The organism is Neorhizobium sp. R1-B (assembly GCF_004368875.1).
In the GTDB taxonomy this organism is placed as follows: domain Bacteria; phylum Pseudomonadota; class Alphaproteobacteria; order Rhizobiales; family Rhizobiaceae; genus Neorhizobium; species Neorhizobium huautlense.
Map to the genome: position 1 here is coordinate 369,471 of NZ_SOEM01000001.1, position 21,751 is coordinate 391,221.

The 21,751-nt window shown below is 59.7% G+C and carries 21 protein-coding genes, 1 tRNA gene and 1 riboswitch; of the genes, 10 read left to right on the forward strand and 12 right to left on the reverse strand.

Annotation, left to right across the window (positions count from 1 at the left end; genetic code table 11):
* Nucleotides 1-7 precede the first annotated feature (7 nt).
* Nucleotides 8-892: a transporter substrate-binding domain-containing protein gene (locus tag EDE05_RS01715; protein WP_132408435.1), complete on the reverse strand. Its 885-nt coding sequence runs from the start codon at nucleotides 890-892 to the stop codon at nucleotides 8-10.
* Between the two features lie 60 nt (nucleotides 893-952).
* Here EDE05_RS01715 and EDE05_RS27110 point away from each other — a divergent pair, with 60 nt between their 5' ends.
* The 4 genes from EDE05_RS27110 to EDE05_RS01730 all read left to right on the forward strand — a co-directional run bounded on the left by EDE05_RS27110 (nucleotide 953) and on the right by EDE05_RS01730 (nucleotide 4,188).
* Nucleotides 953-1,183 (forward strand): hypothetical protein, encoded by a 231-nt coding sequence (locus EDE05_RS27110; RefSeq protein WP_132408433.1) that lies wholly within the window; start codon nucleotides 953-955, stop codon nucleotides 1,181-1,183.
* 27 nt (nucleotides 1,184-1,210) lie between these two features.
* Complete coding sequence (locus EDE05_RS01720) at nucleotides 1,211-2,878, forward strand: glycosyltransferase family 2 protein (RefSeq protein ID WP_245519840.1); 1,668 nt, start codon at nucleotides 1,211-1,213, stop codon at nucleotides 2,876-2,878.
* A gap of 103 nt (nucleotides 2,879-2,981) precedes the next feature.
* Nucleotides 2,982-3,851 (forward strand): glycosyltransferase family 2 protein, encoded by an 870-nt coding sequence (locus EDE05_RS01725; RefSeq protein WP_132408375.1) that lies wholly within the window; start codon nucleotides 2,982-2,984, stop codon nucleotides 3,849-3,851.
* A gap of 67 nt (nucleotides 3,852-3,918) precedes the next feature.
* The gene (locus EDE05_RS01730) at nucleotides 3,919-4,188 is read left to right on the forward strand and encodes a hypothetical protein (protein ID WP_105370545.1); all 270 of its coding nucleotides are present in this window, start codon (nucleotides 3,919-3,921) and stop codon (nucleotides 4,186-4,188) included.
* Between the two features lie 14 nt (nucleotides 4,189-4,202).
* Here EDE05_RS01730 and EDE05_RS01735 read toward each other — a convergent pair.
* Nucleotides 4,203-4,276, reverse strand: a tRNA-Gly gene (locus tag EDE05_RS01735).
* A gap of 110 nt (nucleotides 4,277-4,386) precedes the next feature.
* The gene (locus EDE05_RS01740) at nucleotides 4,387-5,481 is read right to left on the reverse strand and encodes a 2'-deoxycytidine 5'-triphosphate deaminase (RefSeq protein ID WP_165924083.1); all 1,095 of its coding nucleotides are present in this window, start codon (nucleotides 5,479-5,481) and stop codon (nucleotides 4,387-4,389) included.
* Nucleotides 5,482-5,555: 74 nt separating this feature from the next.
* A riboswitch (SAM riboswitch) is annotated at nucleotides 5,556-5,634 on the forward strand.
* Nucleotides 5,635-5,677: 43 nt separating this feature from the next.
* On the opposite strand from EDE05_RS01740, the gene EDE05_RS01745 reads away from it, so the two are divergent.
* The 3 genes from EDE05_RS01745 to EDE05_RS01755 all read left to right on the forward strand — a co-directional run bounded on the left by EDE05_RS01745 (nucleotide 5,678) and on the right by EDE05_RS01755 (nucleotide 9,430).
* Nucleotides 5,678-6,862 (forward strand): O-succinylhomoserine sulfhydrylase, encoded by a 1,185-nt coding sequence (locus EDE05_RS01745; protein ID WP_105370544.1) that lies wholly within the window; start codon nucleotides 5,678-5,680, stop codon nucleotides 6,860-6,862.
* A 157-nt stretch (nucleotides 6,863-7,019) separates the two neighbouring features.
* Nucleotides 7,020-7,412: a Co2+/Mg2+ efflux protein ApaG gene (apaG, locus tag EDE05_RS01750; protein ID WP_105370543.1), complete on the forward strand. Its 393-nt coding sequence runs from the start codon at nucleotides 7,020-7,022 to the stop codon at nucleotides 7,410-7,412.
* Nucleotides 7,413-7,597: 185 nt separating this feature from the next.
* Complete coding sequence (locus tag EDE05_RS01755; protein ID WP_134099603.1) at nucleotides 7,598-9,430, forward strand: methyl-accepting chemotaxis protein; 1,833 nt, start codon at nucleotides 7,598-7,600, stop codon at nucleotides 9,428-9,430.
* Nucleotides 9,431-9,500: 70 nt separating this feature from the next.
* Here EDE05_RS01755 and EDE05_RS01760 read toward each other — a convergent pair whose 3' ends face one another.
* From EDE05_RS01760 to EDE05_RS01770, 3 genes are all read right to left on the reverse strand, one after another.
* On the reverse strand, nucleotides 9,501-10,487 hold the full coding sequence (locus EDE05_RS01760; protein ID WP_105370541.1) for an Hsp33 family molecular chaperone: 987 nt from the start codon (nucleotides 10,485-10,487) through the stop codon (nucleotides 9,501-9,503).
* Nucleotides 10,488-10,675: 188 nt separating this feature from the next.
* Nucleotides 10,676-11,593 (reverse strand): ornithine carbamoyltransferase, encoded by a 918-nt coding sequence (gene argF, locus EDE05_RS01765; protein ID WP_105370540.1) that lies wholly within the window; start codon nucleotides 11,591-11,593, stop codon nucleotides 10,676-10,678.
* A gap of 50 nt (nucleotides 11,594-11,643) precedes the next feature.
* Nucleotides 11,644-12,840, reverse strand: a complete 1,197-nt coding sequence (locus EDE05_RS01770; protein ID WP_112797388.1) for an aspartate aminotransferase family protein — start codon at nucleotides 12,838-12,840, stop codon at nucleotides 11,644-11,646.
* A 404-nt stretch (nucleotides 12,841-13,244) separates the two neighbouring features.
* On the opposite strand from EDE05_RS01770, the gene EDE05_RS01775 reads away from it, so the two are divergent.
* From EDE05_RS01775 to EDE05_RS01785, 3 genes are all read left to right on the forward strand, one after another.
* On the forward strand, nucleotides 13,245-13,778 hold the full coding sequence (locus tag EDE05_RS01775; RefSeq protein WP_112797390.1) for a GcrA family cell cycle regulator: 534 nt from the start codon (nucleotides 13,245-13,247) through the stop codon (nucleotides 13,776-13,778).
* A gap of 206 nt (nucleotides 13,779-13,984) precedes the next feature.
* Nucleotides 13,985-14,422: a PACE efflux transporter gene (locus tag EDE05_RS01780; RefSeq protein ID WP_105370537.1), complete on the forward strand. Its 438-nt coding sequence runs from the start codon at nucleotides 13,985-13,987 to the stop codon at nucleotides 14,420-14,422.
* A 144-nt stretch (nucleotides 14,423-14,566) separates the two neighbouring features.
* Nucleotides 14,567-15,223: a DUF6766 family protein gene (locus EDE05_RS01785; protein WP_132408892.1), complete on the forward strand. Its 657-nt coding sequence runs from the start codon at nucleotides 14,567-14,569 to the stop codon at nucleotides 15,221-15,223.
* A gap of 26 nt (nucleotides 15,224-15,249) precedes the next feature.
* On the opposite strand, the gene phoB is transcribed toward EDE05_RS01785, so the two are convergent.
* The 6 genes from phoB to EDE05_RS01815 all read right to left on the reverse strand — a co-directional run bounded on the left by phoB (nucleotide 15,250) and on the right by EDE05_RS01815 (nucleotide 21,568).
* Nucleotides 15,250-15,933, reverse strand: a complete 684-nt coding sequence (phoB, locus tag EDE05_RS01790) for a phosphate regulon transcriptional regulator PhoB (protein WP_105370536.1) — start codon at nucleotides 15,931-15,933, stop codon at nucleotides 15,250-15,252.
* Between the two features lie 26 nt (nucleotides 15,934-15,959).
* The gene (gene phoU / locus EDE05_RS01795) at nucleotides 15,960-16,673 is read right to left on the reverse strand and encodes a phosphate signaling complex protein PhoU (protein ID WP_105370535.1); all 714 of its coding nucleotides are present in this window, start codon (nucleotides 16,671-16,673) and stop codon (nucleotides 15,960-15,962) included.
* Nucleotides 16,674-16,718: 45 nt separating this feature from the next.
* Nucleotides 16,719-17,534 (reverse strand): phosphate ABC transporter ATP-binding protein PstB, encoded by an 816-nt coding sequence (pstB, locus tag EDE05_RS01800; protein WP_105370534.1) that lies wholly within the window; start codon nucleotides 17,532-17,534, stop codon nucleotides 16,719-16,721.
* Between the two features lie 15 nt (nucleotides 17,535-17,549).
* Nucleotides 17,550-18,869: a phosphate ABC transporter permease PstA gene (gene pstA / locus EDE05_RS01805; protein WP_105370533.1), complete on the reverse strand. Its 1,320-nt coding sequence runs from the start codon at nucleotides 18,867-18,869 to the stop codon at nucleotides 17,550-17,552.
* Nucleotides 18,866-20,350 carry a phosphate ABC transporter permease subunit PstC gene (gene pstC, locus EDE05_RS01810; RefSeq protein WP_105370532.1) on the reverse strand — a complete coding sequence of 495 codons (1,485 nt, stop codon included), beginning with the start codon at nucleotides 20,348-20,350 and terminating at the stop codon, nucleotides 18,866-18,868. Before pstC ends, pstA begins: the two co-directional genes overlap by 4 nt.
* A 183-nt stretch (nucleotides 20,351-20,533) precedes the next feature.
* Complete coding sequence (locus EDE05_RS01815) at nucleotides 20,534-21,568, reverse strand: substrate-binding domain-containing protein (RefSeq protein WP_105370531.1); 1,035 nt, start codon at nucleotides 21,566-21,568, stop codon at nucleotides 20,534-20,536.
* Between the last annotated feature and the right edge of the window lie 183 nt (nucleotides 21,569-21,751).

Below are 21,751 nucleotides of genomic sequence, written 5' to 3' on the forward strand. Positions count from 1 at the left end.
ATTCCCCTCAATAAAGCCCATTCGGAAAATACCGCAGGTAGATGTCCTGCAAGCGTCCATTGCGGGAGAGCGCGCCGAGAGCGTGGTCGAAAGCCGCAACAAGCAAGGGATCGTTCTTGCGGAACATGACGGTCAGCGCCTCGCCGAGGAACTTTTCCGAAAGATAGGGGCCGTCAAAGAGCGCGCAGCATTTTGCCGACATTTCTCCCGCAACCCAGAAGGGCAGTCTCAGGCCATCGGAAAACACGGCATCCACCTTGCCGGCCTTCAATGCCTCCAGCATCATCTCATGGCTGTCGAACGGGATGATCGTGACCTTCGGGAAGAAGGCTTTCAGCATCACCTGATGGGCCGTTCCCTCGACCACGCCGACCGGCTTGCCGGCAAGCGCCGCAGCCGTGTCGCCGTCGATCTTGGCGGCGAGGTTGCGGGCAAAGCGAGCCGGCACGCCGAGATAAGGCCTCGAAAACGAAAACCGCCGGCGCCGATCCGGCGTAACCGCGACGCCGGCCATCACCGCCTCGCCTGCCCCGCTTTCCAGCGTCTTTTCCAGTTCCTCGAACGGCAGCGCCTGGATCTGGCACTTCGCCTCGATCTTCAACTCACCGCAGATTTCGCGGGCTAGATCGACATTGAAACCGGCGAGCCGACCTGTCTGATCGGCAAAGTTGAAAGGAGGAAAGTCGATTGTCGTCAGTATCCTCAGCCGGACGAGGCTGGAAAGATCCGGCCGCGGGAGACGCTCGCGCGCATCGAACATCAACGGCAGCCCATCGTCCGCGCGAGCCGCATGGCTCGACACGAGAAAGGCGAACAATGCGCCCGCCGCAAGGCAAAGCTGCAAAATGGTGAAGAACCCCTTAATATTCGGGCATGCAATCAGAAGACGCATCGCTATGATCCAGATCGGGACAAGGTTGGGGCGTCCGCTTGCGGGCGGTGTAGCAGAGTCATGCGTTTAGGGGAATATCCGCCGGCATCGCCGCCGGTGCAAGATGGCGTGTGGCAAGATCACGCTCCACCGGCAAGCAAGGCTGCCGAAAATGTCCACGTTTCGAGTGAAGACCCGGAGCTGATAGCCCTTGCGGCGCTCGGCATTTCAAAACCCCTGCGTTCAACGCTTGCCGAGCGGGCGCGGCAAAACGGCACCACCATCGAATGCGAATTGCTTCATAGCGGCTAGGTCGAGGAAGACGCCTATTACGGAGCCATGGCGCGCTTTCTGCGCCTGCCTTTTATCGGCACCATCGATCCGTCCCTTTTAACCGACATACCTCTGCTCGACACGCAATTGCGGCGCCCCAGCCAGATCCGCATCGCCCACCGGCATCGCGCTCCGCAGGTGGCCGTGGTGCCGGAAGCCTCAAGGCTCGCCGACCTCGGCGCGGCCCTTGCGGCCATGCCCGCTCTCGGTCGCGATCTTGCGATAACCACGCCTTCGGCGGTCCGCAGCGCAGTCTGGAGGGCCGGTGCCCGCAGACGCGTCCAGGAAGCTGTCACCACTCTTTTCGACCAATTTCCCGACTTCTCGGCCCGCATCGTTTTGGCCGGCCACCAAGGTTTTTATGCGGGACTTGGGCTTGCCGCCATTATCTCCGCGCTGATCTTCATGCCGCTCGCAACACTGCTTATGCTGCATATCGGGCTGTCATGCATCTATCTGGCATCCCTATTCCTGCGATTTGCCGCCTTCACCCGGCAAAATTTCGCCCCGGCCATGCTGCCGGCGCTACCCGCGCGGGATGCGCCGCTTCCCTGTTATACGGTGATGGTAGCGCTCTACCGCGAGGCCGCCGTTGCAGAGCAGCTGATCTCAAGCCTCAAGCGGCTGGACTGGCCGGCCGCGCGGCTCGACATCAAACTCGTCTGCGAGGCGGACGACCACGAGACGATCACAGCCCTCAAGGCGCTTGCCTTAGGCCCATGTTTCGAGATCGTGGAGGTGCCTCCCTGCAATCCGCGCACCAAGCCGAAGGCTCTCACCTACGCGCTGGCTGCGGCACGCGGCGAATATCTGGCGATCTATGACGCCGAAGACCGGCCCCATCCGCAGCAACTTCGCGAGGCTTACGCGCGCTTTCAAACCTCACCTGCGGAGGTTGCCTGCCTGCAGGCGCCGTTGATCATCACCAATGCCAAGGAATCCTGGATCAGCGCGCTATTTTCCCTCGAATATTCGGGCCTGTTTCGCGGCCTGCTGCCGATGCTCGCCGGCAGCCGGATGCCTCTGCCGCTCGGCGGCACCTCCAATCACTTCCGCACCGAAACCCTGCTTGCCGTCGGCGGATGGGATCCGTTCAACGTCACCGAGGACGCGGATCTCGGTCTACGCCTCTACCGCCTCGGCTACCGCGCGGATGTGATCGTGCGCCAGACGCTCGAGGACGCCCCGACCGCGATCCGCGTCTGGATGGCTCAGCGAAGCCGATGGTTCAAGGGCTGGCTGCAGACCTGGCTGGTGCTGATGCGCCATCCCCGCCGTCTCGCCCGGCAGATGGGCCTGACGGCGTTCTGCACTTTCCAGCTGATGGTCGGAGGCATGCTGCTCTCCTCGCTCCTGCATCCCTTGATCATCGTCTTTGCCGGCATCGGCGCCCATTCCATGCTGGAAGCGCCGACGGACGATATTCCCACCGGCATGCTGTCGCTGTTCGTGATCGACGTGATCAATATTCTCGGCAGCTATCTGGTCTTCCTCGCCCTGGGGCTGAGCTCGATGATCGAACACGAGAAGCGGCTGATCGGCCGGCGCTGGCTCGCCGTGCCGCTTTACTGGCTGATGACCTCGATCGCAGCATGGCAAGCGGTCCTGGAACTACGGTCGAAACCGTTCGTCTGGAACAAGACGCCACACCAACCCAGCACCCGGAAAATATAGAGTCTCCGGCGTGAACCGCCCTACTGCCGCCTGCCTTTTGCGCTTATCAACGGGCGTGATATATGCGCAGCGCTGAGCCGTGCCGCCGAGGATCAAGAACAACATGGAAAAAGCGAAGCTCGTGGTCGTCTTCCCGATCTATAACGGCGCCCAGACGATGCGCAAAAGCCTGCAATGCATTGCAGATCAGGACTTTTCAGATTTTCGCGCGATCATCGTCGACAACAAATCCACGGACGCCACGCTGGAAATAGCCCGTGAATTTTGCGCTCAAGACGAACGCTTCGAGGTCATCCAGCAGAAACGCCATCTCGGCGTGATCGACAATTTCATCTTCTGCATCAAGCTCGGCGCCGAGAAGGGAGAATATTTCTGCCTGCGGGCTTGTGACGATCTGTCGACTAGCGATTACCTCTCCGCGCTGCTCCATGCGCTGGAGCAGAACCCGGACAAGCTTTTAGCCGTCGGGTCGTCGGAACGGATCGATTCGGACAAGACGCAAATCCTGAAACCGGAACCGAACATATTCAACTTTCAGGAGAACGCATCCCAAGGCAAGGTGCCGCGTGGTTTGAGATTTCCCTCCGAATGGTTTTACGGGGTCTACCGGTCGGCAGGCGGCGCGGATATCCTGCTGGAGCGATGGCCGGCCCTCGGGGGCCCGTGGTGCGCGGCCTCCTACGCCGTTGCCGAGTTTGTCATGCGCGATCTGATCGTCTGGGTGGACGGGCCGATGTACATCTTCTTTCGCGGCTCGGATTCCGAACAGCTCTATGCTGCGAAATCCATCACCCATAAGATCCAGCAGCGCTGGCTTTACGCGGTCGGATGCTACCGGGTCGTGGACAAGCTTCCCCCGCTGTCCTGGAACACGCGCCGGAAGATATTCAAGATGGCCTGGCGAGATGCGCGCGGGAAGACGAACTATCGCATCCGCCGGCATGTGCTGCAGAAGCTGAGGTCGCTTTTCTGAAGCCAATATGAGGAACATTTCGAGCCTCCGCACGTCAGATAGGTGAACCTGACGATGGAGGCGAGAGATGCATACCTATTACCGCTATCACGGAACCGACCCGGCTCCCGGCGCTCTGATCATCAAATTCTACCATTCAGGGGATCAGGTCCGCGGCTTCATCCGCAAGGTGACCGAACCTTCAGAAGACGACATGGTTTTCCCCGGCGAAGAAATGGAGCCGGAAGCGGCTTTCCGTATGGCGGAAAACAAAAGCCGCGGCCCGGAGCAGCACCCGATCTACGTGGAACTGGCAGAGGGCCTGGAATGGGACCCGGCTTGGGGCAAGCTGATCTGACGGATTTGAGAAACTGGAGCGGGTGAAGGGAATCGAACCCTCGTATTCAGCTTGGGAAGCTGCTGCTCTACCATTGAGCTACACCCGCTTTTCGCATGCTGTCCGAAAACGAAACCCGGTTTCAGACGGCAGCATGCGTAACAGGACAACCCGAGACTTTCAACAGATGAGGCCGGCTGTCAAGCGGCGCCCCGCCGCTCAGACGCGAAAATGCTTTGAGAGTTTCAGGCCCTGTGCCTGATAGTTGGACCCCATGCCAGCTCCGTAAAGCCCTTCCGGCTTTTCCTGCATGTGCTCATAGACCAGCCGTCCGACGATCTGGCCGTCCTCCAGGATGAAGGGCACCTCGTGGCTGCGGACCTCGAGCACTGCGCGGCTCCCTCGGCCACCCGCCGCCTCATGGCCGAATCCGGGATCGAAAAAGCCTGCATAATGGACCCGGAATTCGCCGACCAGCGGGTCGAAGGGCGTCATCTCGGCCGCATAGAGCGGCGGCACATGAACCGCCTCACGCGAGACGAGGATGTAGAATTCGTCCGGATCGAGAATGAGCTCGTTGCGGCCGCGGCTATAGAGCGGCTCCCAGAAATCGAAGATGTCGTGCTGGGCCTTCTTGTCGACGTCGACAACAGCCGTGTGATGCTTGCCGCGATAACCGATCAGGCCCTCCTTGTCGCCGGAGAGATCGATCGAGAGAGCGATGCCACCCCCGGAGACATTCGGGTTGCTCGCGGCCACCAATATCTCGTTCTTGTGGAGCTGCAGCAAATCCGGCTCGCTCAAAAGAGCGTTGCCCACGCGGAAGCGGATCTGAGACAGGCGCGAGCCGCGGCGAACGACGATCGGAAACGTTCGGGGCGAGATTTCCAGATAGAGGGGGCCGGAGTAACCGACCGGGATCTTGTCGAATTCCTGGGCGTAGTCGGTGATCACGCGCGTGAAGATATCGAGGCGGCCGGTCGAGCTTTTCGGATTTGCCGAGGCCGACATATTGGCCGGCAGGTCGAGCCTTTCCATCAGCGGCACGATATACACGCAGCCTGTTTCCAGCACCGCGCCTTCGGTGAGATCGATGACGTGCAGCTTGAGGCGATCGAGCTTGTCGGAGACCAGGCTGTTCGGTCCCGGCATGAAGCTTGCCCGGACCCGGAAAGCCTTTGCGCCGAGACGCAGATCAAGGCTCGCTGGCTGAACCTGATCCCGATCAAGCTCGCGCTCGGAGATCAACCGTCCACTGTCGAAAAGCGCCGCTATTGCGCGGTCCGCCAGAATTCCTGTTTCGCGAGCCATCATGTCTCTCTCAGAGTTTTCGTCGAGACAAAACCAAATGCGAGCCATTGACGCAAGCGGGACGCGGCGCTATGCCACTCTTATCCCGTGGTGATTTGGCCGGTCGGCTTGCAGCCACGTTAAATAAGTGGCTAAAAAGACCGGGTGCGAAACCGGTCTGCTTATGCGACCGGTTTTTTTGTTCTGAATGGGGACACGCATGACCAAGAAATGGCGCCCGGCAACTCAGCTCGTACACGGCGGCACGTTGCGTTCGCAATATGGCGAAACCTCCGAAGCGATCTTCCTGACCCAAGGTTTCGTCTATGATACCTCGGAAGCGGCCGAAGCCCGCTTCAAAGGCGAAACCGACGGTTTCATCTATGCGCGCTACGGCAGCCCCACCAACGACATGTTCGAGAAGCGCATGTGCGCGCTGGAAGGCGCCGAAGACGCACGAGCCACCGCCTCCGGCATGGCTGCGGTCACTGCCGCGATCCTCTGCCAGCTGAAGGCCGGTGACCATATCGTCGCGGCGCGCGCCCTCTTCGGCTCCTGCCGCTGGGTGGTCGAGACGCTCGCTCCGAAATACGACATCGAATGCACGCTGGTCGACGGCCGCTTCCTCGAAAACTGGGAAAAGGCCATCACGCCGAAGACCAAGGTATTCTTCCTGGAGAGCCCGACCAATCCGACGCTCGAAGTGGTCGACATTGCCGGCGTCGCCAGGCTCGCCGACCAGATCGGCGCCAAGGTCGTCGTCGACAACGTGTTTGCGACCCCGCTCTTCCAGAAGCCGCTGGAGCTCGGCGCGCATATCGTCGTCTATTCTGCCACCAAGCATATCGACGGCCAGGGGCGCTGCCTTGGGGGCGTCGTGCTTTCCGACAAGGCGTGGATCGACGAAAACCTGCATGACTATTTCCGTCACACAGGCCCGGCGATGTCGCCCTTCAATGCCTGGACGTTGCTGAAAGGCATCGAGACGCTGCCGCTGCGCGTCAAGCAGCAGACGGAAAGCGCGTCCAGGATCGCCGATTTCCTTGCCGAACAGAAACAGGTCGCGCGGGTCATCTATCCGGGCCGCAAGGACCATCCGCAGGCCGATATCATCGCCCGGCAGATGACGGGCGGTTCGACGCTGGTCTGCTTCGAGCTGAAAGGCGGTAAAGAAGCAGCCTTCAAGCTGCAGAATGCGCTTGATATCGTCAGGATTTCCAACAACCTGGGCGACTCCAAGAGCCTGATCACCCATCCGGCCACGACGACCCACAAGAACCTGACGGATGAAGCGCGCGCCGAACTTGGCATTTCGGCCGGCACCGTCCGCTTCTCCGCGGGCATCGAAGACACCGACGACCTGATCGAGGACTTCGCGCAGGCGCTTGCCAAGATTTCTGCCTGACGCGGCTGGTTATGGTAAATCCGGTCTTGCCGGATTTACCAACTAAATTATCCCTAACCTCAAGAAACGCTCACACTCGCTTGTTCAAACCGCGAGAATTCTTGACGTTTCCGCAGCTCTGTACAATATCGAGTAAGTAACCATTCTCAGGTGCCGCATGTATCGCGCCCGTACACGAGACATAGAAGTTGCCGTCGAACCTTACTATCTGGAGGAGCAATCCAACCCGGAAGAGAGCCGCTATGTCTGGGGCTACCGCATTGTCATTGAAAACCATTCGGCGTTGACGGTTCAGCTCGTTCATCGCTATTGGCACATTACCGACCAGAACGGCCTTGTGGACGAGGTGGAAGGTCCTGGCGTCGTAGGTGAGCAGCCGCGACTGGAACCCGGCGACTCGTATGAGTACTCATCCGGCTGCCCGCTCGACACGCCCTCGGGCATGATGTTTGGCCATTATGACATGCAGACGGATCAGGGCGAGACCTTCAAGGTGACGATCCCCGCCTTTTCGCTGGATTCTCCGGGTCTCATGCGCGTGCTGAACTAGCACTTCGTTGAGGCGAATTTAGCCGTATCTTAATCGTTGTACAATTTATTCACTATGTACGAAGCGGCCCCGACCGCTCGCATGATGCGTTCGTCACCAGCCTGCCGAGGCATTTCCACACCCCTTCCCCAACCATTGTCCTATGGTCCGTCGACACTGACGACCTCGGGCGACAAGGAACCTCCATGCTTGCAAGAATTGGAATCAAGGCAAAGATTCTGTCCGTACTGCTCCTGCTCGGTCTGATCTCTCTTTCAGGCCTCGGCTATGTTTCGCTGCGGTTCAGCCAGGCGAATGCCACCTATCATGGCTTCATCACCAACGAGAGCAAGGCGGCCGTGCTCGGAGCACGCGCCGCAGCCGGGATCTGGACCGCCGTCTCCATGGCGGGTCGCCTCATGGAGCTTCCGGCAACAGCGCCGAATTACCAGCCGATGAAGGACAAGCTCAACGGCGACTTCAAGACCGCCATGGAGCGCTTCCAGATGGTCGGCGAAATGGTGCCGAGCCGGAAGGAGGCGATGGCCAAGATCCTGACGATCGTCGGGGCGGTGAAATCCAATTTCGAAAAGGCAATCGAACTGTCTGCCGCCGGCGACAAGGCCGCGGTTCAGGAGATCCTCATCAAGAACGACGAACTCCTGAAGCAGATGTCGTCCGAGACGGGCTCCAACAACACGGTGATGATGGACTTGCTGGCGTCGGGCGGCGAGGAGATGTCAGCCTCGGTCAACTCGACGATCACCACCAGCATCATCGGGTTGGGCATCGGCGTGGTGTCGAGCATCGCGCTTGCCTTCTACGTGTCGCATGCAGGGATCACCGCGCCCATGGCGCGTCTTCGCGAGCGGATGACGACGCTGGCGGACGGCCAGACGAGTGGCGAGATCGAAGGCATCGGCCGCGCCGACGAAATCGGCCAGATGGCCGCTGCCGTCGCCATCTTCCGCGACAATGCCATAGAGCGTATAAAACTTGCCAAGGAGGCGGATTCCACGCGCCAATTGAGCGAGGCGGAACGGCTCCAGCGCGACGCCGAGAGGGCAAAGGAAGCAGCTTCCGTGCAACATGCGGTCGATGAACTTGGCGCGGCGCTCAACCGGCTGTCGGACGGCGACCTCGCCTACCGCATCGAGACGCCTTTCCAGGGTCAGCTGGACAATCTCCGCCGCAACTTCAACAATTCCGTCGAAAAGCTGAACCAGGCGATGAACAGCGTCGGCACCAATGCCTCCGCGATCAACGCCGGCGCCACCGAACTGCTCAACGCGGCCGATGACCTGGCAAAACGTACAGAACAGCAGGCCGCCTCCGTCGAGGAGACTGCCGCTGCCCTGGAGCAGATCACCACCACCGTGAAGGACGCGGCCAAGCGTGCTGAGGAGGCAAGCCAGCTGGTGCTGCGCACGAAGGGCGGGGCAGAAGTCTCCGGCAAGGTGGTCAACGACGCCATCGACGCAATGAGGCATATCGAAAATTCATCCAACGAGATCGCGAACATCATCGGCGTGATCGACGACATCGCCTTCCAGACCAATCTCCTGGCGCTCAACGCAGGGGTGGAAGCAGCGCGCGCGGGTGATGCCGGCAAGGGTTTCGCAGTCGTTGCCCAGGAAGTTCGCGAACTTGCCTCGCGTTCCGCGAATGCTGCCAAGGAAATCAAGACGCTAATCACGGCGTCCAGCCAGCACGTGCAGTCGGGCGTGGATCTGGTGGCGCAGACCGGAACTTCGCTTCAAAAGATCGTTGGCGAAGTCCAGGAGATCAATCGTCACGTCCAGGCGATCGCCGAGGCATCGCGCGAGCAATCGCTCGGCCTGCAGGAGATCAACACCGCCGTCAATACAATGGATCAGGGCACCCAGCAGAACGCCGCGATGGTTGAAGAGTCGACGGCGGCGAGCGCAGCACTGGCAAGCGAGGCCCAGAGCCTGACCGAGATGCTCCGCCAGTTCCGTCTCTCTGCGACGGCGACCTACCGCCAATCGGCTGCCTCCGGCTCACGCCGCGCGGCTTAAATGCTCGAAAAAGATACGGCGGCTCTGTTCAAAACAGAGCCGCCGTATTCGACAATCCCGAGCGGCCCGTTCAGGCCGCGGCGAATTCCGCCACCTCGTAGTGATAGGTGGTCGAGCAGAATTCGCAGGTGACTGCGATATGGCCGTCCTCCTGGCTTGCTTCAATCTCTTCTGCCGTAAAGCCGTTCAAAACGCTTTTGATCTTGTCTCGCGAACAGCTGCAGCGATCATGAACCGTCTGCGGTGCGTAAACACGAACGCCGCGCTCATGAAAAAGACGGAAAAGCAGTCGTTCGATTGCAACCTGCGGATCGGTCAGTTCGTCCGTATCGATCGTCTCCACCAGAGAACGAGCTTCGTTCCAGGCGTCGTCGACCACATCCGTGTCCCGTTCGTCGCCGTCGCCGCCGTGCAAGTCAGGCTGCCGCATGCGCTCCGGAGCCTGGGGCAGAAATTGCGCAACCAGGCCACCCGCCCGCCAGTTGTGGCGCGGCTTGCCCTGCGCATCCCGGTCGAAGAGCTCGGCTACGCCGAGACGCACCTTTGTCGGGATCTGCTCCGACTGACGGAAATAGACGCCGGCGATCTCTTCGAGAGAAGAGCCGTCGAGGGGCACGATGCCTTGATAGGGCTGCATGCCGCGACCCTGGTCAATGGTGAAGGCTAGCACGCCCTGCCCCAGAAGCTCCGGCGGAGAGGTGCGGCCGTCCTTGACCGCATCAGCCAGCGCTTCTTCGTCGTAACGGGCGTAAGCGCGTAGGCTATCAGGCGTCGAAAAGTCCGCGACCAACAGATCGACCGGACCGTCGCCTTTCGTCTGAACGGTGAACTTGCCATCAAACTTCAAGGACGTACCAAGCAGCGCGGTCAGCACGATGGCTTCCGCCAGCAGCCGGGCAACCGGCCCCGGATATTCGTGGCGACCGAGGATGGTGTTCAGCAACGGACCGAGCTGTACGGCCCGTCCGCGCACATCCAGCCCTTCTACCTGAAAAGGAACGACCCGGTCGTCTCCGGCAAAATGAAGATCGTTGAGGTTCACAGTCGCTTCCGCCATGACTTCGCTCCTTCGCGCCGAGCCCTTACAACTTTTTACACAAGCGCCGGCCAGAGCGGAACCTCAGGCCGGAGGAAAAGACATCGACGAAGTGTGTTGAGACACCGGTTTCTGACAACACGGCGCAAATGATAGCCGGTAGATGGGCCCGGCTCTTTTGAAAATCAAGATTTGGCCTGAAACGGCATTCAGACGGCGCCGAAACACCAGGCCAGGATGGACTTCTGGGCGTGCAGGCGATTTTCCGCCTCATCGAAGACGACCGACTGCGGCCCGTCGATGACTTCATCGGTGACTTCCTCGCCGCGGTGGGCGGGCAGGCAGTGCATGAAGAGCGCGTTCTTATCCGCCCGCTTCATCAGCTCCTCATTGACCTGGAAAGGCTGGAAGACGTTATGACCGCGCGCCTTATGCTCCTGGTTCATGGAAACCCACGTGTCGGTGACGACGAGATCGGCACCCGCAACCGCCCGTTCGGCATCGTGGCACAGCATGATTTCGCCGCCGTTATTGCGCGCCCAGTTCAAAAACTTGTCGTGCGGTTCGGACCCCATGGGAACGGCCATGTTCATGCGATAACCGAACCGTGCGGCACCCTCGACAAAGGAATGGAGGACATTGTTGCCGTCACCGGTCCAGGCAAAGGTCTTCCCCGCGACCGGGCCGCGATGTTCTTCAAACGTCATCAGGTCGGCCATGATCTGGCAGGGATGCGTATCATCCGTGAGGCCGTTGATGACCGGTACGGTTGCGTGTTCGGCAAGCTCCAGCAGGCGCGAATGATCGGTGGTGCGGATCATGATTGCATCGACATAACGGGAAAGAACCTTGGCGGTATCGCCGATCGTTTCAGCTCTGCCAAGCTGCATTTCCGTACCCGACAGGAAAAGGGTTTCCCCGCCAAGCTGGCGCATGCCGACGTCGAATGAGACACGAGTGCGGGTAGATGGTTTCTCGAAGATCATCGCCAGCATCTTGCCGGCCAGGGGTTTTGCTGCCGTTCCGGCCTTGGTCGCCTGCTTACGGGTCTTGGCGTCTTCCAGGATCACGCGCAGGTCTGCAGCGGAAACAGCGGAAAAATCAAGAAAATGCTTCGGTGATGCCATTTTGGTTCCCTGTCGAGAGGGAACCAGAAACGGCGCCCCCTTCTACCTTCTCAGGCCGATTTTTTCATCAACGACGCGGAAAGCTTTTCCGCCGCCTTCTCTATGCGAGCAAGTCCTTCTCGGGCCTCCTCCGCAGTAACGGTCAGAGGTGGCAGCAGGCGCACGACATTGTCGCCCGCCGGAACGCCCAGCAGGCGTTCGCCACGCATCGCGCCGACCAGATCACCCGCGGGGACTTTCGCCTTGATGCCAAGCAACAGCCCCTCGCCGCGAATTTCCTCAATAATATCGGGGAACCGATCCTTGAGGCTTGCCAGACCCTGACGGAAAACGAGCGAAACGTCGCGAACATGATCGAGGAAACCCTCGGCCAGGACGACATCCAGCACGGCGTTGCCGACGGCCATGGCAAGCGGATTGCCGCCATAGGTCGTGCCGTGGGTGCCGGCGGTCATACCGGACGCCGCTTCGGCCGTCGCCAGGCAAGCGCCGACCGGGAAACCGCCGCCGATACCTTTGGCAAGCGCCATGATATCCGGCGCCACGCCCGACCATTCATAGGCAAAGAGCTTGCCGGTACGGGCCACACCGCACTGTACCTCGTCAAAAATAAGCAGAAGGCCGTTGTCGTCGCAGATCTTGCGCAGCGCCTGCAGGAACTCCTTGGGTACAGGACGAATGCCGCCCTCGCCCTGGATGGGTTCGATAAGGATCGCGGCTGTCTTTTCGCCAACTACAGCGTTCAAAGCGTCGAGATCGCCAAACGGAACCTGGTCGAAACCTTCCACCTTCGGACCGAAGCCTTCAAGATATTTCGCCTGTCCGCCAGCGGCGATGGTCGCCAGCGTGCGGCCGTGGAACGCGCCCTCGAAGGTGACGATATGGAACCTCTCGGGATGGCCCTTCACATATTGGTAGCGGCGGGCCGTCTTGATTGCGCATTCCAGCGCTTCGGCTCCGGAATTCGTGAAGAACACCTTATCCGCGAAGGAATTGTCGGTCAGGCGGCGAGACAGCGTTTCCTGACCGGGCACTTCATAGAGGTTCGACGTGTGCCACACCTTCTCTGCCTGCGCCTTCAACGCCTCGACGAGATGCGGATGAGCATGTCCCAGCGAATTGACGGCAACGCCGGCGCCGAAGTCGAGATATCGCTCGCCGCCTTCCGTCACGAGCCATACACCCTCGCCACGCTCAAAACGCAACGGGGCCCGGGCAAAGGTGTCGAAAAGCGTGGCTTCAGCCATGGCGACATCACTCCTCTAGGCAGCTTAAAGACCAGCGAACCAGCCTGAAAAATCAAAAATGCCGCCCAATGGGCGGCCAGCCGCACTATCGATGTTTAAGGCCCGGATGTCAACAAAGCTCGGCATTCTGCCGCACTACAACCGAAAACAGGCAACGCCTGCCCATGTGACAAAAATGACTCTTCCAGACAGCAAGTTGGGGAAAACCAAGAAATCGATTCTCTGCGAATCCCGCGACTCTTGCCACGGAGTCAGCCTCACACTAGGTTAAAGATCAATTACTAGACTGCATGCGGCGGAACTAGTCACCTCAAACATATATGTAGTGGGTGCTGCGGAATGATGTCTGCGGCAAAGGTGGAAGGATTCTGCATGCCGACAACGTTCAAAGGCGGAGAACGGGCATGAATTGGACAGACGAGCGTGTCGAGAAACTCAAGAGACTGTGGTCGGAAGGTCTGAGCGCCAGCCAGATCGCCGCACAACTCGGAGGCGTAAGCCGTAATGCCGTGATCGGAAAGGTGCACCGCCTCAGCCTGCCGGGCCGGGCAAAGGCTGGGGGCACTGTCGCTACGGGCCGCGCGGCGGCCAAGCGGACGACTTCAGCGCCTCGGGCACCGAATTATGCATCTCGCGTCGCGACCCGGACAGTCGCTCGTGCCGTCGGCGCGACCGTGGTCAAGGAAGAGATCGAAGTCGAAGCCTTCGAGGAGATGGAATACCGTCCGGCTTCCAACGTGGTGGTGCCTATCTCCCGTCGCCTTGCATTGACCGAGCTGACGGAACGCACCTGCAAGTGGCCGGTCGGCGACCCGTTGAAGGAAGATTTCCATTTCTGCGGCTGCGAATCCCCGGACTCCTCCCCCTATTGCAGCTACCACGCACGGCTTGCCTATCAGCCGATACACGATCGCCGCAGGACTGCTGCCCGGGCATAAGACCGGTACGCTCCGAGACGGGAATTGAAGCGGGCTTTTGCCCGCTTTCTTCATTCCGCATAGCAGCCATGTCTTCCGGCGCTTGCCTCGTCGTTAGATGATGCCTATTTTGATGTGCGCGAGGACGACCTCCCCCTCATGGGCATCACATCGGGACGACCCGGTAAGAACAAGGACCTTGGGTTCAGGGCTCCCTGGAGGTTACCATGCGTTCCACACGCGACCGCATCCGCCACGCAATCAGCTTCGAACTGATCGGGCTCGCTCTTGTCACGCCGCTCGGCGCCATAGCTTTCGGCATGCCGGTGGAAGATATCGGGATTGTCGGGATTGGCTCAGCTACGCTGGCAACGGGATGGAACTACCTCTACAATATCGGTTTCGACCACCTGATGCGGCGGCTGACCGGCAGCACGCAAAAGAGCCCTGTCGTGCGGATAGCGCATGCGATCCTGTTCGAGCTTGGCCTGCTTATCGTATTGCTGCCGCTGATCGCCTGGTATCTCGACGTGAGTCTCATTCAGGCGCTGACAATGGATATATCCTTCGCAGTTTTCTACGTGATCTATGCCTTCGTCTTCAACTGGGCCTATGACCGGCTGTTTCCGCTGCCGGAATGGTCCAAGGCAGCTACCACCGGATAACGGTCTCCCAACGCCTTAGGCACCTTGGCCAACCCACGTAGGATCCCCGATCAACGTTCTGTTTTTGCTCGTAGAACCGGCATGGAACGTTCTATGTCATCAACCGTTGATGCGGATATCCGATCACGGTTTGAAGGTTCGATCATGTCTTTCCTGCGAGCTAACGGTCTGACGATCGTGCTGATGGTGGCGGCGCTTGCCACGATCGGCGGGACGTTTATTTCCGGGTGGAGCGTTCATAACGACGAACTCGCCGAACACGGACAGGTCGCGCTCTCGGCTGTCGACTATCTCACCTCTGGACATTTTCTCTCCGCCATCTTCGAGAACTGGGAGAGCGAATTTCTGCAGATGTCCGCCTATGTTATGCTGACGGCGATGCTCTATCAAAAGGGCTCGGCGGAATCGAAGGATCCGGATCAACCCAACCCGCAGGATGAAGATCCGCGGAAGCATCTACCCGATCCCGAGGCGCCATGGCCGGTAAAGGCGGGCTCCTTCATTCGCGGCCTCTATTCCTATTCGCTCGGGATCGCGCTCGGCCTGCTGTTCCTGCTCACATTCGTGCTGCATCTTCGCTACAGCTTCGAGGCTGCCAATGTGGAAGCCGCCATGCACGGGCAGCCGACAATGCCTTTCTGGCAATATCTGGGAGACGCGCAATTCTGGTTTGAATCCTTCCAGAACTGGCAATCCGAATTCCTCTCGACTGCGGTGCTGGTGGTTCTGTCGATCTTCCTGCGCTTCAAGGGGTCACCGGAATCCAAGGCCGTGGCCGACCCGATCAGCAAGACCGGTTAAACAAGCCCGATCAGCAACGCCGCCCGTCAGGACTCCATCGAATAACCGGCGCCGCGAACGGTGCGGATGACATCCTGCATGTTGGAGAAGTTGAGCGCCTTGCGCAGACGACCGACATGCACATCGACCGTGCGTTCGTCCACATAGATATCATGACCCCAGACGCCGTCGAGAAGCTGCGAGCGAGAAAAAACCCGGCCTGGCGAGGCCATCAGGAACTCCAGCAGGCGGAATTCGGTCGGGCCCAGGCGAACCTCGCGGCTCTTGCGATGCACGCGATGGGTCTCGCGATCGAGCTCGATATCGCCGCAACGCAGCACGCTGGACAAGACTTCCGGCCGGGCACGCCGCAACATGGCCCTGACGCGCGCCATGAGTTCCGGCGTCGAAAACGGCTTCACCACATAGTCGTCCGCACCCGTTGCGAGACCGCGAACGCGTTCGCTTTCCTCGCCGCGGGCCGTCAGCATGATGATCGGCAGGCGCTCGGTCTCCGAGCGCATGCGCAAACGGCGGCAAAGCTCGATGCCTGAGACGCCCGGCAGCATCCAGTCGAGGATCAGGAGATCCGGAGTGCGTTCCTGAAGCCTGATTTCAGCTTCGTCGCCGCGCAGGATCGTCTCGACCTCATACCCTTCAGCTTCCAGGTTGTAGCGAAGAAGCACGCTCAGCGCTTCCTCGTCTTCCACCACAGCAATTTTTGGCAGCATCTCAGCTCTGCTCCATCAGCATTCCGTCATTCGGTGATCGCGCCAAGCGTATTCGATGTATCGTCCTTCGGGCGCTCGCCCTCCGGCTGGGCGCCCGTCGTCATGTAGTAGATCGTCTCGGCGATGTTGGTGGCGTGGTCGCCGATGCGCTCGATGTTCTTGGCGCAGAAGAGAAGATGCGTGCAGGTGGTGATGTTGCGCGGATCTTCCATCATATAGGTGAGGAGTTCCCGGAACAGCGAGGTGTACATCGCGTCGATCTCTTCGTCGCGGATACGGATCGCTTCGGCCTTTTCCGCCGAGCGGCTGGCATAGACGTCCAGCACTTCCTTGAGCTGTACCAGCGCCAGATCGGAAAGGTGCTCGATGCCGCGTGCAAGCTTGCGGGGCACGCCCGTGCCCTGCACCGCGATGACACGCTTGGCGGTGTTCTTGCCCAGATCGCCGACGCGTTCGAGATCGGCTGCTATGCGCAGCGTGCCGACGATCTCGCGCAGATCGGCAGCCATGGGCTGGCGTCTGGCGATCGTGACGATAGCTTTGTCCTGAATCTCCCGCTCAGCATGATCGAGGATCACATCATCCGATATGACCTTCTGAGCCAAAGCCGAGTCCGAATTCACCAGGGCGCGCACAGCATCCGCGCACATCTGCTCAGCAAGACCGCCCATCTCGGAGATACGGCGGCTCAAATATTTCAGTTCGTCATCATAGGCCGACAGGATATGGGTCGATGCCATCGTCTAGTCCTCGATATTGGGTTGTCGGGCGGCGCAGTCGGCAGATCAGCCGAAACGGCCCATGATGTAATCTTGAGTGCGCTGGTCGTCCGGATTGGTGAACATCTTGTCTGTGTCGTTTTCTTCGACAAGCTGACCCAGATGGAACATGGCAGTGCGCTGCGACACGCGAGCCGCCTGCTGCATCGAATGCGTCACGATGACGATCGTATAGTTGGCCCGGAGTTCGTGGATCAGCTCCTCGACCTTGGCGGTTGCAATAGGATCGAGCGCCGAGCAGGGTTCATCCATCAGGATCACTTCCGGCGACACTGCCACCGCGCGGGCAATGCAGAGACGCTGCTGCTGACCACCGGAGAGGCCGGTGCCGGATTCGTGCAGGCGATCCTTCACCTCGGTCCAGAGGCCGGCCCGCTGGAGGCTGGCTTCGACGATCTGATCCATGTCGGCCTTGTTTCTGGCCAGACCGTGGATACGTGGGCCGTAGGAAATGTTTTCGTAGATCGACTTCGGAAATGGGTTCGGCTTCTGGAAAACCATGCCGACGCGGGCGCGCAATTCAACGACATCGATATTCTGATCATAGATATCGTCGGCATCGAGTGTGATCCTGCCCGTGACGCGGCAGTTCTCGATCGTATCGTTCATGCGGTTGAGGCAGCGCAGAAAAGTGGACTTGCCGCAACCGGAAGGACCGATGAGGGCAGTCACCGTGTTTTCCCGGACGTTCAGGTTGACGTCGAAAAGCGCTCTCTTTTCGCCGTAATAGACCGACACGTCCTTGCCGATCATCTTGTAGGAAGAATCGTTCATCTTCTGATCCAGCGCCTTTTCAACTGCTGCTTCTGACATCATGTTCATCGTGTCCTACTCCTTTTACCAGCGCCGCTCAAAGCGTCGCCGCAAGAGAATTGCGCCAACATTCATTACGATGAGGAACAGGAGCAGAATGATGATCGCTCCAGAGGTACGTTCGACGAACGCACGTTCGGCCTCATTCGCCCACATGTAGATCTGGACCGGCAATGCCGTTGAAGGATCGAGCGGCGTCGCCGGATAGTTGGCCACGAATGCCACCATGCCGATCAGGAGCAACGGCGCCGTCTCTCCGAGTGCGTGAGCAAGTCCGATGATGGTGCCGGTCAGGATACCAGGCATGGCGAGGGGGAGGACGTGGTGGAAGATCGTCTGCATCTTCGACGCCCCGAGACCAAGGGCGGCTGCCCGGATCGACGGCGGCACCGCCTTCAAAGCGGCTCGCGTGGCGATAATGATCGTCGGCAGGGTCATGAGGGTCAGCACCAGGCCGCCGACGAGAGACGCGGAGCGGGGCAGGCCCATGAAGTTGATAAACACAGCCAGTCCCAGCAATCCGTAAACGATAGAGGGGACCGCCGCGAGATTGTTGATGTTCACCTCGATCAGGTCCGTGAACTTGTTCTTCGGTGCAAATTCCTCAAGATATATCGAAGCAGCAACACCGATCGGCAGCGACAGGACCAGAACGATCAGCATCATGTAGAACGAGCCTATCAGCGCGACGCCGACGCCTGCAGCTTCCGGCCGGCTTGACGCGCCGTTGACGAAGATCCCCGTATTGAAGTGCTTGGCGAGCACGCCGCTTTCTGCGAGCTGGTTCATCCAGGTCACCTGCTGGTCCGAAATCTTGCGGTTCCCTTCGGCAACGGAGAGATTGATCTGGCCCTTGAAGGCAGAATCAATATCACCGGCAGCAAGCAAGGCGACGTTCTGAGTTGTTCCGATGATCGCCGGGTTGGCGACGACCATGTCGCGAAGCTGGGTACGCACGCCGTCAGACAACAACTGCCCGACAGCACGGATCTTCACACGGTCATCGACGCTGACGCCGAGCGTCTTGGCAAGTGCATTGCGGGCGACGACCGGATAGTTCGCGGTCATCAGCTTCTGGGGATTTGCGGCACGTTCGTTCTGCGGGTCGATGGTCTGCTCGGAGAATTCGATCGGTATGGTGATCATCGTCTGCTGGAAGGCAGTGTAGCCCTTTGAGACCACCGACCACAGGAGAAGCATCAGAAAGATGATGCCAAAGGAAAGAGCGGCGACACCATAGGCCCTGAAGCGACGCTCGGCGGCGTAGCGGCGCTTGATGCCGATATCCCTGCGACCGGCCTTGGTCTTGGGAATACCTGAGACGGGAGAAACCACATCGGTCATTCGTACTGCTCCCGATATTTGCGCACGATGTAAAGTGCATAGATGTTGAGGCAAAGCGTGATGGCAAAGAGCGTGATACCGAGTGCGAAGGCCACCAGCGTCTGCGGCGACGTGAATTCGAGGTCGCCCGTCAACTGGTTTACGATCTTGACGGTCACCGTCGTCATCGGCTCGAAGGGATTGAGCTGGATGCGGGCGGCAACGCCGGCGGCAAGAACCACGATCATGGTTTCGCCGACCGCACGCGAGGCGGTCATCAGCAATGCGCCGACGATACCGGGCAGTGCCGCCGGCAGGATGACACGTTTGATGGTTTCCGACCGGGTGGCGCCGAGCCCGAGAGACCCGTCACGCAGGGCGCGGGGTACGGCAGTAATGATGTCATCCGACAGCGACGAGACGTATGGGATCAGCATGATGCCCATGACGAAGCCGGCGGTCAGAACGCTCTGTGCCTGAATGAAGTTCGAATAGTCACCGGTTACCAGCCCGTTCAGCTGCGAGGACAGGTCCCTGAGAAAGGGGCCAACCGTCGTCAGGGCAAAAAAGCCGTAGACGATGGTCGGGATGCCGGCGAGGACCTCCAGCAGCGGCTTGGCGGTCGACCGGACGTGCGGCGACGCATATTCAGCCATGTAGATCGCAGAGAAGAGACCGATCGGCACGGCAAAAAGCATAGCAACGAAGCCGATATAGAGGGTGCCGAGCAGGAGCGGGATCAGCCCGAACTGGCCCTCCGAACCCCCGGAGCCGGCCGCCGCGAAACGCGGATCCCAGACGGTGCCGAAGAAGAACTCCCACGCCGGTACATGCGTAAAGAAGCGCGTCGCTTCCGTCAGCATGGACAAAACGATACCTACGGTTGTCAGGATCGCGATGGAGGATGCAACGACCAGACTGACAAGGATCACCTTTTCCACCCGGTTGCGGGCACGGAAACGCGGCGCGATCCTGCGATAGGCGAGACCTGCACCAAGCACGGAAAACACCACCACGACGGCAGTCATCGCCAGCCGGCTGGCATAGGTCATGGTGTTCAGGTTTCCGGCGGCCTCGATCATATAGGGCTGCGGATCGCCAGCAAGCGGAACACCCTTGGCGCCGAGTGCCGAGCGAAGCTCGACAGGATTGCTGCCGATCCGGTCGATCTCCTCCAGGCTCAGGACGTTCATACCGCGGGCGATCGACGTGATCATTCCGAATGCCAGTCCCTGCTCTGCTTCGGATTGCGCCTTCACCTCTTCGGGAAAGGACCCGCGTATCGAGGAACTGATAACGGCCGGGCTGGCAACCAGCCAGACAAAAAGGATAAAAACGGCTGGAACGATGGCACATACGGCCACGAAAGACCCATAATAACCGGGCCTCGAATGAAGCTTCGAAGAAAGCCCTCCGGCGATGGCCAGCGAACGCCGTGCGCCGATCCCGTAACCGGCGAGGCCGACTATCGCCACAATCAACAATATCAATGATGTACTCATCAAAATCCCCCGGCGTACCGCCTTCGGCGGCAATCCATCACCGCCCAGCTCCGTTCATCGGAGCCGATCGCATTCGCGGTCGCGCAAGCGCAACAATCTCAGCAACAAACTCACTTGCCGGCCGGGCACCCAACCTCCGACAGAAAAGTGGCCGGCACCGCGAAGCGGCGCCGGCCTTTGGTATTACATCGTCTTGCCGGCGGCAAAGTCCTTGCGGACCTGTTCGCGCTGATCGTCCGGAGCAGCTACGAGACCGTATTCGGCCAGCGGGCCTTCAGGACCGACCATGTCGTCGGAGATGAAGTATTCCACATATTCCTTCAGGCCCGGGATAACGCCGAGATGCGCCTTCTTGACGTAGAAGAACAGCGGGCGGGAGACCGGATACTTGCCCGAAGAGATTGTTTCCGTGGACGGAACGATGCCATTGACGGTCGCGACCTTTAGCTTGTCGGCGTTGTTTTCGTAGAAAGCGAGACCAAAAACGCCGAGGCCAGTCTTGTTGGCGGAGATACGGGCCAGGGTTTCGGTGTAGTCGCCGTCGATGTCAACAGCCACGCCATCCTTGCGGACTGCAACGCACTTCGCAGTTGCCTGCTTGGCATCGGTGATGGCGGCCTTGATGACGTCCTGAGCGCCAGCGTCCTTGCAGCCGTGCGCCATGATCTTTTCTTCGAAGACTTCGCGGGTACCGTGCTTCGTGCCCGGGATATAGGCGGCGATCGGGCCCTTCGGCAGGGTCGGGTTGATTTCGGACCAGTTCTTATAAGGGTTGGCAACGAGCTTGCCGTCTACGACGACCTCTGCGGCAAGTGCCTTGTAAAGGTCCTTTGGCTCGACCTTCACGTCGCCGTTGCTGGAATCGACGGCGAAGACGATGCCGTCATAACCGATGCGGATTTCCTGGACATCTGCGACACCGGCTGCCTTGCAGGCCTCGATCTCGCTCTTGTTGATCGGGCGCGAGGAATTAGCGATGTCGATCGTAGCCTCGCCGACGCCCTTGCAGAATTCCTTCAGACCGGCGCCCGAACCGCCCGACTCGACGATCGGCGTCTTGAAGTCCGGGAAGGTTTCACCAAAGGTTTCAGCGACGATCTTTGCGTAGGGAAGAACGGTCGAGGAGCCAGCAACCTGAACCTGGTCGCGTGCGGCGGCAGCGCCGGCAAACGCAACAGAGGCCACCAGGGCTGCCGCAGAAAGTTTCATGATGTTCATGAGGAATCTCCCATTATGGGGCTTGTGTGAATACGGAGGTCACCGGCTCTCGCTCTCGCCGGCGTTCAGCCCGCTTGTCTTAACGGCTATTGCCCGTCTCTTTTATGTCAGTTCGGTGAAACATTTATGACATATTAAATAACTGAAATTAAACGATGAATCTCGTTCGTATCCTGGATGCGA

Bases quoted from the DNA above. Each gene is read 5' to 3' on its own strand.
- apaG (WP_105370543.1), top strand. From the start codon at position 7,020: ATGTATCGCGCCCGTACACGAGACATAGAAGTTGCCGTCGAACCTTAC.
- EDE05_RS01740 (WP_165924083.1), bottom strand. From the start codon at position 5,481: ATGATGGCTCGCGAAACAGGAATTCTGGCGGACCGCGCAATAGCGGCG.
- EDE05_RS01780 (WP_105370537.1), top strand. From the start codon at position 13,985: ATGCGTTCCACACGCGACCGCATCCGCCACGCAATCAGCTTCGAACTG.
- EDE05_RS01815 (WP_105370531.1), bottom strand. From the start codon at position 21,568: ATGAACATCATGAAACTTTCTGCGGCAGCCCTGGTGGCCTCTGTTGCG.
- EDE05_RS01745 (WP_105370544.1), top strand. From the start codon at position 5,678: ATGACCAAGAAATGGCGCCCGGCAACTCAGCTCGTACACGGCGGCACG.
- phoB (WP_105370536.1), bottom strand. From the start codon at position 15,933: ATGCTGCCAAAAATTGCTGTGGTGGAAGACGAGGAAGCGCTGAGCGTG.
- EDE05_RS01760 (WP_105370541.1), bottom strand. From the start codon at position 10,487: ATGGCGGAAGCGACTGTGAACCTCAACGATCTTCATTTTGCCGGAGAC.
- EDE05_RS01755 (WP_134099603.1), top strand. From the start codon at position 7,598: ATGCTTGCAAGAATTGGAATCAAGGCAAAGATTCTGTCCGTACTGCTC.
- EDE05_RS01730 (WP_105370545.1), top strand. From the start codon at position 3,919: ATGCATACCTATTACCGCTATCACGGAACCGACCCGGCTCCCGGCGCT.
- EDE05_RS01720 (WP_245519840.1), top strand. From the start codon at position 1,211: ATGGCGCGCTTTCTGCGCCTGCCTTTTATCGGCACCATCGATCCGTCC.
- pstB (WP_105370534.1), bottom strand. From the start codon at position 17,534: ATGAACATGATGTCAGAAGCAGCAGTTGAAAAGGCGCTGGATCAGAAG.
- pstA (WP_105370533.1), bottom strand. From the start codon at position 18,869: ATGACCGATGTGGTTTCTCCCGTCTCAGGTATTCCCAAGACCAAGGCC.
- pstC (WP_105370532.1), bottom strand. From the start codon at position 20,350: ATGAGTACATCATTGATATTGTTGATTGTGGCGATAGTCGGCCTCGCC.
- EDE05_RS01770 (WP_112797388.1), bottom strand. From the start codon at position 12,840: ATGGCTGAAGCCACGCTTTTCGACACCTTTGCCCGGGCCCCGTTGCGT.
- EDE05_RS01725 (WP_132408375.1), top strand. From the start codon at position 2,982: ATGGAAAAAGCGAAGCTCGTGGTCGTCTTCCCGATCTATAACGGCGCC.
- EDE05_RS01785 (WP_132408892.1), top strand. From the start codon at position 14,567: ATGTCTTTCCTGCGAGCTAACGGTCTGACGATCGTGCTGATGGTGGCG.
- argF (WP_105370540.1), bottom strand. From the start codon at position 11,593: ATGGCATCACCGAAGCATTTTCTTGATTTTTCCGCTGTTTCCGCTGCA.
- EDE05_RS01775 (WP_112797390.1), top strand. From the start codon at position 13,245: ATGAATTGGACAGACGAGCGTGTCGAGAAACTCAAGAGACTGTGGTCG.
- EDE05_RS27110 (WP_132408433.1), top strand. From the start codon at position 953: ATGCGTTTAGGGGAATATCCGCCGGCATCGCCGCCGGTGCAAGATGGC.
- phoU (WP_105370535.1), bottom strand. From the start codon at position 16,673: ATGGCATCGACCCATATCCTGTCGGCCTATGATGACGAACTGAAATAT.
- EDE05_RS01715 (WP_132408435.1), bottom strand. From the start codon at position 892: ATGCGTCTTCTGATTGCATGCCCGAATATTAAGGGGTTCTTCACCATT.